The sequence below is a fragment of the Microvirga sp. Mcv34 genome, assembly GCF_024519725.1.
GTDB lineage: Bacteria > Pseudomonadota > Alphaproteobacteria > Rhizobiales > Beijerinckiaceae > Microvirga.
The window spans coordinates 37,328-44,409 of sequence record NZ_JALJRK010000043.1 but is presented as its reverse complement, the minus strand read 5'-3'; the positions used below and the strand labels follow the sequence as shown (position 1 = coordinate 44,409).

Here is a 7,082-nt window from a genome sequence, read left to right as displayed (position 1 = left end):
GGCGAAGAATCCTTCTGTCTCAATCAGTTGTGGGTTGTTCAGGGCCGACTAAATAGGGATCGGCGGCTGGGCACGGAAGGCGGGCTTTGGTTTCGCAGCAATCGGCCCCGGCGGCACCACCGACGTCTCAACTTTGGGCTTCTGCGGACGCGCCGGAGCGACAGCCACGGAGGATACTGGCTCCACCTTCGGATCTGCTCCGCCACCTTCATCCTCGAAGATGTTGTGCTGCAGCCGGTAACCGGACGCGATTCCGGTATCCACCTTCTCATCCCGATACCTGTCTGCATATCGTTTGGCGGCGGCCGTCACATCCCTCCCTAAGTCGGCCGCCGTGAACGCCCGAACAATAAGCCCGCAGGCAAACTTTGGTGTCATCCAGTTGCCGAGCCGGATTACATGTTGAGCCTCGGGCTTGCGAACTTTCCCTCGGCTGATCCGAAAGTCGGCTTCATCGGCCGAGACCCTCGCGACGCCCATCATCTCAGAGCGCCACATCAGAGCCGTCTCAACAGCAACCCCGAAGTGGCCGAAGGGAAGAATGGTGAGGCGCGAAAGCGCCCCTCCCTGTCGATGGACCTCGATCGTCAGGGAAAGATCTGATCCGCTCTTCTTGACGTAATAGGATGCACCGGCCGCCTGGTCCCGGCACATGGCGAGGTCGGCTTGAGCATCGAGAACCCAGTCTTGCATGGCCGCCCCTTACCTCATCATCCGAACGGCGCCGGAGCCGAGCGACATCGCGCCCGAACCCATCAGTTTTGCACCTCCGCCAGCCATGCTCATACCCGAGCTTGCCTTGTCCTTCAGGTCGGCTTCAGTCTCCTTGCCCGCACCGGTCAAGCCACCCTGGAACTGGGTAATCTCTTCCGCAAGCTGGAACACGATGCTGGCCGCTTTGGTCGCGAGGCCCCAAGCCCCCATCAGATAGAAGAACGACAGCCAATTAGCCTCATCCCCACCGCTGCCGGTGCCAACGAACCAGTTGAACCCACCCTGGGACATGGCGTTCAGGAATGCTTGGCTTCCGTCTGCCGTGACGCTGGAGCCGAGCGCCTTCGAGAACCCGAAGTTCATGATTTCATTGCAGATCACGAACACGAAGCCTGAGGCGGCAAACACGGCTCCCATGTAAAGGAGTGACCGCAGACCCGCATGGGCGATGCTCCGAGTGGACTGGAAGATCCAAAAGAAGAGGAAAACGGGCAGGAGCGCCAGGGTCAAACCCGCACGAACGAGTGCGTCCAGGTACCGCAACCCGAAGGTGATGGTGAAAAACAGGAACGCCACCGTCATGACGAGGCCGGCGACGATAACCGCACCGAGCGCGCCCCAGGACGGATTGTTCATGGACCTCGGAGCCTCCGTAATGAGCCAGGTGCCAGAGGCAATCCCCGCGACGCCCATCGAGTGGAACGACCAGAGCATTTTACAGGCGATCTTCAGGTGCTCCCTCGCCATGTCGGACAGCGACCCGGATCCAGTCGTCGGGTCAGCACAGGTCCGATCCTGCAGTTTCGCCTTTGTAATTTGCCCCGTCTCATCAACGAGCATCTTCCCCACCTGGGTTCCGAGCAGAAGCGGCCCATCCACGAAGAGGACTTTCGCAGGATGCTCACTCCCAGATCCGGTATTTGTTTTAAACGCCTGTGCTGTCAAAGGCGTCAGGAAAAGAAGAAAAATAACTCCAACGCGACCTATGTACTTGAACACGTCACCATACGCCGAATTGAAATCTTGAGCCGCGGGGGCGCTGATGATCAGGAAGACCTTGATTACCAGAATGATCTGCGTAACAACCACGGCGAGCGCCACGATCTCTCTTGTTTCGACGAAGAAAGAGAACGTCTCGCCTGCAAGCCCCATCAGGGCGCCGAAGATTGCGGAATAAGTCTCGCACGACCAGCAGCTTGCATCCAGCTTCGAGACCACCTCCCGGACCCAACTGCCGGAACTCGCGAGTTCGTTCTGCAGGTTGGTCATCATGAGCTGATTAGTGATCTTATCGGCCGAACAGTCCGATGATCCACTCATGACGCAGCTACCGTAAGCGTCCACGAAGTCCTTAAGCTGCTTGCCCTTGCTGAGCAGCGCTTGGCTGTTTTCGTTGAACTTCTGCTGGAACCACTCGGTCGTTCCCACCTGAGGGGTCTGGGCTGGTGGGGTTTGAGCGTAGGCGGAACCCATCCCGAAGGCCGAAACAAGCCCTGTCACCAGGGCCATCACTGTCAAAAATCCCCAAAACGTCATGCCGACTTTAGCCTGATTGCGCATCCGCACGGTCGGCATGATCGCGTCCCTTCCGAAATACATTGACGATTCGCGTTTTAAAATGGTCACAGGGCGACCTATAATACATGATTGCCGAAAGCGAGAGAGCTAAAAGCCAGCACTCCAGTGGTTCAGCGGAATTCTGCACGGCATCCCAGTGATAGAGCCCCTGCTCTCTTCTGCCTCGGTTCCCACTCGTCCATCGGTAATGCCACAAGCTGCACTCCACCCCGACCAGCATCCCAGTGAGAACGACGCCTTGCAGCGCGCCTTGCAGGCCGGCGATGACCTGCCCGCGGTCTACTCTGCCGGCGAATGGAACTCAGGAAAAAACTACGGAGCGATCCTGCTCCCGGATGGAGAAGCTGACGACGTCACCGCCTGGAAAGTTCTTCTGAAGTCTCCTCGCTTCGCGCCACTCGCTCAGACTCTTGGGCTCAAATATGACCCCCAGCGACTTGCCTGGCGCGTATCTACCCTTCGGGAGGTCGGCCTCCTGTGCGGCTTTGCCCCCGAGGCAGACCGGCGCAACCTCAAGGACAAGTGCCCACACCTCGACGTCCTGGAAGAGCCGATCGCAGCGCCCTGCGTTCATTATATCAAAAGTCGTGACCTCTTTATCTTCGTAGGGGGCTTCAGCCATCGCGGGTGGGCCAAGAACACCGGATGGGCCTTCAGCGAAAGCGGATCGCTCTGGTACACCGACTCTGCCCTCAAGGCGGCTGGACTCTATAAGCTCGCCACACCCCAGGCCCGGGCGAAGATCGAGGAGGAACTGGCAGGCCTGAAACTTCTCGCCGCCGTCAAGAAGGGCCTGACCTTTGGCCGCCCCTGGATGACGTATGATCCCCGCAAGGAGCGTCTTGTTGTCCATGGGGAGGAGGATCTGCGCTCTGTCCTAGGGCCCTACGGGTTCAGGGCTCGCATGTCGCTGGGTACACGGAATGCCTTCAGCGGCAGGTTCACGACCCGAAACCTCCGGGCCGCATGCGACTTGGCCCAGCTTGCCGATCCAATCCTAGCCACCGGGCTGGCAGCGATCACATCGAAGCTCCAGTTCCTCGATATCGGCTCGATCGACATCTCGGCCCTTCTCGGCCAGGTCGTCTCCACCGACAGCAGCGCCAAACAGAAGAAATCCGAGGCTGACCGGGCGCTCAAGATTGAGCTCCGGTATGTGAAAAAGCAGAAGCGCTTCTTCACGACACGGGTTGAGGCCGCCAACGACAATGCTTGGACCGTAGCCAAAGACGCTGTCTGGATGACCACCGACCCGGTGGCGGCCTCCAAATACCGGAAGTGGGGAGACGACGAAACCGAGATCGCGATCCAGACGTTGATCGCAGAGGAGTATGCGGCGGCAGCGGCAGCAAGAGTTCCGGCGCCTGTCCCGGCTCCTCTCAAAGGCCAGAGCTATACGCCGGATCAAATTGCAGGCATCAACTTCGCCACAACCCGGCAGTGGGCGGTTCTCGCAGACGACATGGGTTACGGGAAGACAATGCAAGCGGTCGGCGTCATTGACGTGCTCCGTCCTCGCTATGTGCTGATCCTCACTCTTGCTTCCGTCACCCCAGCTTTCGCCAGGGCTGTAACAGATTGGGTGTCATACCAACCACACGTCAACCTGTTCACTAATCTTACCAAGACGCCGGTCCAGCCAGGTGTGACGGTCGCCTCTTACGAATCCATCCTGAACAATCCGGAACTCCTCGACTACCCGTGGGATTACGCGGTCTTTGACGAATTCCATAAGCTGAAGAACCAGACTGCCAAGCGTGCAAGGGCCGTCATCGAACGACTCGGCTACAAGCTCTCTGGAGGACTGTTCCTCTCTGGCACTCCCCTCACCCGCCGTCCCCAAGACCTGTTTACCCCGCTCCACCTCTCGCTTCCTCAGGCATTTGACGACTTCGGGCGGTTCTCGAAGGTCTACGGCCTTGGGGACCTGGACTCCGACAACGAGGAGCGGAGGGAACGTCGCAAGACACTCGGCCGCATCATCATGGGCAGCATTATGCTGCGGCGTCTCAAGAAGGGTCTGCCTCCCAAGCGACGCCGGCCCATCGAACTCGACGTGATGGACCCCACCCTTGTGGACCTCCTCAAGGAAGAGAACCTGATTTTTGACTCCTTGAAGAATACCGAGAACAAGGTCGAGAAAAAGAAAATCATGACGAAGCTCAATGCGCTCCGCCGCAGGACAGCTTCGTTTAAGATTTCCTATGCCGTCGAATGGGTGATTACCAAGTATGAGCAAGGCGAGCCGGTGCTGGTGTTTGCTCATCACCAGGAGATCATCGACCAGCTTGCAGACATCATCTCCGCTTTCGGGCCCAAAGTGGCCAAACTCCACGGCGGCGCCAACACGCCTCGCAAGCGGCAGAAGCTCATCGACGAGTTCCAGGCAGGCCAAATCGACGTGATCGTCGCGGGCATTCAGGCCGCAGGAACAGGGTTAACCATGACGCGTGCCGCGGAGGTCCTCTTCTGCGAAGTCGACTGGGATCCTTTTGCCCTATTGCAGGCCGAGGATCGCTCTCACCGTCACGGCCAGTCCAGGCCTGTCAATGTCTGGTACATGGTCATCAAAGGGTCGATTGACGCTTACATCTGCAGCATCGTCGACACCAAGCTCCGCATCGCCAACGAGATCTATGGCGATGAGGACAAGATCTACGGCGCCGTCGGCAGCGATCTTGCCATGGCCGCGGCCGCCTGAGTTTGCCGCCGAATTAAAACGCTGATAAGTTCCCCGCTAATTCAAAAGACCAAGAGCGGGAATTTCGATTCTCGAATCATGCCACCAGGACGATCCATGCTTAACCGCCGCCAAATCCTTACCGGTCTTGCTGCATCTGCAGGCCTCGCCCATAGCACCCTCGCCCGTGCCCAGGTCGCATTTCCCGTCGGCACCCAACTGATCCCGTCACTTGCCGGTCCCGAAACCCTCGAGATGCCGTCGTTCGAATTCGAACCGTCTGCCGAGGCTCCTAGCTTGCCGAACGACATGAAGAACACGGATCTTGCGGCCATCACGTCAAGGGCTCCGTTGACCCAAGCAGGACTTCCGGCCCACCGCGGGCTCTGGCTGGTCAACTACAACACCAATGAGGAAGTTAAGACCGTCTTCTGGAAGGAGGGCGTTTACGACAAGCCGGCCTACTCTCAGCTGTGCCACATGCTTCGCGACTGGCGTGAGAATGTCACGATGGCAATGGATCCCAAGCTGTTTCACCTGCTCTGGGCGATCCAGCACCGGATTGGCTTTGAGCAGCCAATCATCATAACGTCCGGCTATCGGACCAAGACCACTAATGACATGCTCCGAGATGAAGGCTCAGCCATCAACTCGCTGCACATGCACTCGCAAGCCTCCGATATCGTGGTCAATAAAGTTCCGGCAGAGACAATCGCTCGATACGCTCAAGCGATAGGCATCGGCGGGATAGGAAAATATAGAAATTTCACCCACGTCGACACAGGCCAAATTCGTACCTGGGTGGGATAAGGTAACAATGTTACATAACTATAACTCTGACTCAAACGCGCAGAAGTTTGCCCCGAGTTGTACGGAAGTTTGACTAATATCTTTATCGTGAATGCTCATAACGAGCGATCCTTCGGCCTCCCTATGGGAGGCCATTCTTTAATGCCGTGGACGTTAATTGAATTGTCGTGGTAATCCCTGCCACTCCTCTCACAAGCTAGGTCTCGGCGGCGCAGGCACTCAAATGAAACGTTCACTGAAGATAGTGTCCACCGCTGTTGGATTAGTTCTTGGAGGTGCCATCGGCTTTTACCTCGTCCTGCCCTCGCTCGACCGAGACCCTGACGGAATTGTTTTTGATCAATTCGAGCAGAAGTCAGCCGGGATCATAGCTCCCAATGTGAGAAATAACACCCCGGCTCCATCATCGGACCCGTTTGAAGAACTACGTCAAGCAATCGCGAAAGCATTGAAGGATGTCCCTGCACGATACAACGCACCAGAGAAGCTGCAATATGGGCGCTCAACCGAGATTAGCTTCGTATTAGAACCCAAGGGCGTAGGTACAGGGGCAGACCTTCTTCGGAACCTCCCAGGTACTGTGAGGACACAGAACGTCCGCGTAAGCAATGATGTTCGCGCCTATCTCACCGGGCCCGATGGTTTGGTGGAGATAAAGCCCAGAGGAGGCGAGGATGTTCAGCGCAAAGCCATCACTTTGGAAGAGACGGTTCAGTGGGTCTGGGACGTCAAGGCAGTAGGGGAAGGGACAGCCAATCTGACGCTGGAGTTGCTGGCATATATTGACTTCGAAGGTGGGCAGAAACCACTCGCGATAAGCACCTTTCGCCAGCCTATCGAGATAGAAATTTCACCTATTGATAGAATTGGAATTCTCTTCTCTGGTTGGAGGCCGGTCCTGGAGATAATCGGTGGGATTGGGGCTATCGGGGGGCCCTTGGTAGCACTATTCGGCTGGTGGAGACGATCTACAAACCGGGTACGAGTGCAACAGTTCGCGGACAGCCAGGAAAAATGAGGCGTGCCTTAGGGTCAAGGAAGTGCTTCGTCATTGAAACTCCAGCCTCCATCTGACCCCTCGCCTTGCATTGGCGACGAGCCCAATCTCAACTAACGTGTTCCTTCTCGCCTCCAGGCCATAGAGCGTACCGTGAGATTATCGATCCGACTTGCATCCACCGTTGCCGCGGCCTCCCTTTTCGCAACTGCAGCAGATGCCGGCGAGACTGCCATGGAATTGGTTGAGGCGTTCCGGCAGACCCTTCCCGACACACAGTCCTCGACCTCTTTAACCAGTGCT

Annotated in this window: 5 protein-coding genes; 3 read left to right on the top strand and 2 right to left on the bottom strand. The window is 57.3% G+C overall.

Going from position 1 to position 7,082, the window contains the following annotated elements:
- Positions 1-48: 48 nt before the first annotated feature.
- Together OC446_RS20140 and OC446_RS20135 are read right to left on the bottom strand one after the other, a co-directional pair.
- Entirely contained in the window at positions 49-693 is a 645-nt protein-coding gene (locus OC446_RS20140; protein ID WP_262030806.1) for a hypothetical protein, read from the bottom strand.
- 9 nt (positions 694-702) lie between these two features.
- Positions 703-2,289, bottom strand: a complete 1,587-nt coding sequence (locus tag OC446_RS20135; protein ID WP_262030805.1) for a hypothetical protein — start codon at positions 2,287-2,289, stop codon at positions 703-705.
- Positions 2,290-2,428: 139 nt separating this feature from the next.
- Between OC446_RS20135 and OC446_RS20130 the strand changes: the two genes are divergently transcribed.
- The 3 genes from OC446_RS20130 to OC446_RS20120 all read left to right on the top strand — a co-directional run bounded on the left by OC446_RS20130 (position 2,429) and on the right by OC446_RS20120 (position 6,800).
- The gene (locus tag OC446_RS20130; RefSeq protein ID WP_262030804.1) at positions 2,429-4,993 is read left to right on the top strand and encodes a DEAD/DEAH box helicase; all 2,565 of its coding nucleotides are present in this window, start codon (positions 2,429-2,431) and stop codon (positions 4,991-4,993) included.
- Positions 4,994-5,089: 96 nt separating this feature from the next.
- Positions 5,090-5,782, top strand: a complete 693-nt coding sequence (locus tag OC446_RS20125; protein WP_262030803.1) for a YcbK family protein — start codon at positions 5,090-5,092, stop codon at positions 5,780-5,782.
- Between the two features lie 223 nt (positions 5,783-6,005).
- Positions 6,006-6,800 carry a hypothetical protein gene (locus OC446_RS20120; protein WP_262030802.1) on the top strand — a complete coding sequence of 265 codons (795 nt, stop codon included), beginning with the start codon at positions 6,006-6,008 and terminating at the stop codon, positions 6,798-6,800.
- Positions 6,801-7,082: the final 282 nt, after the last annotated feature.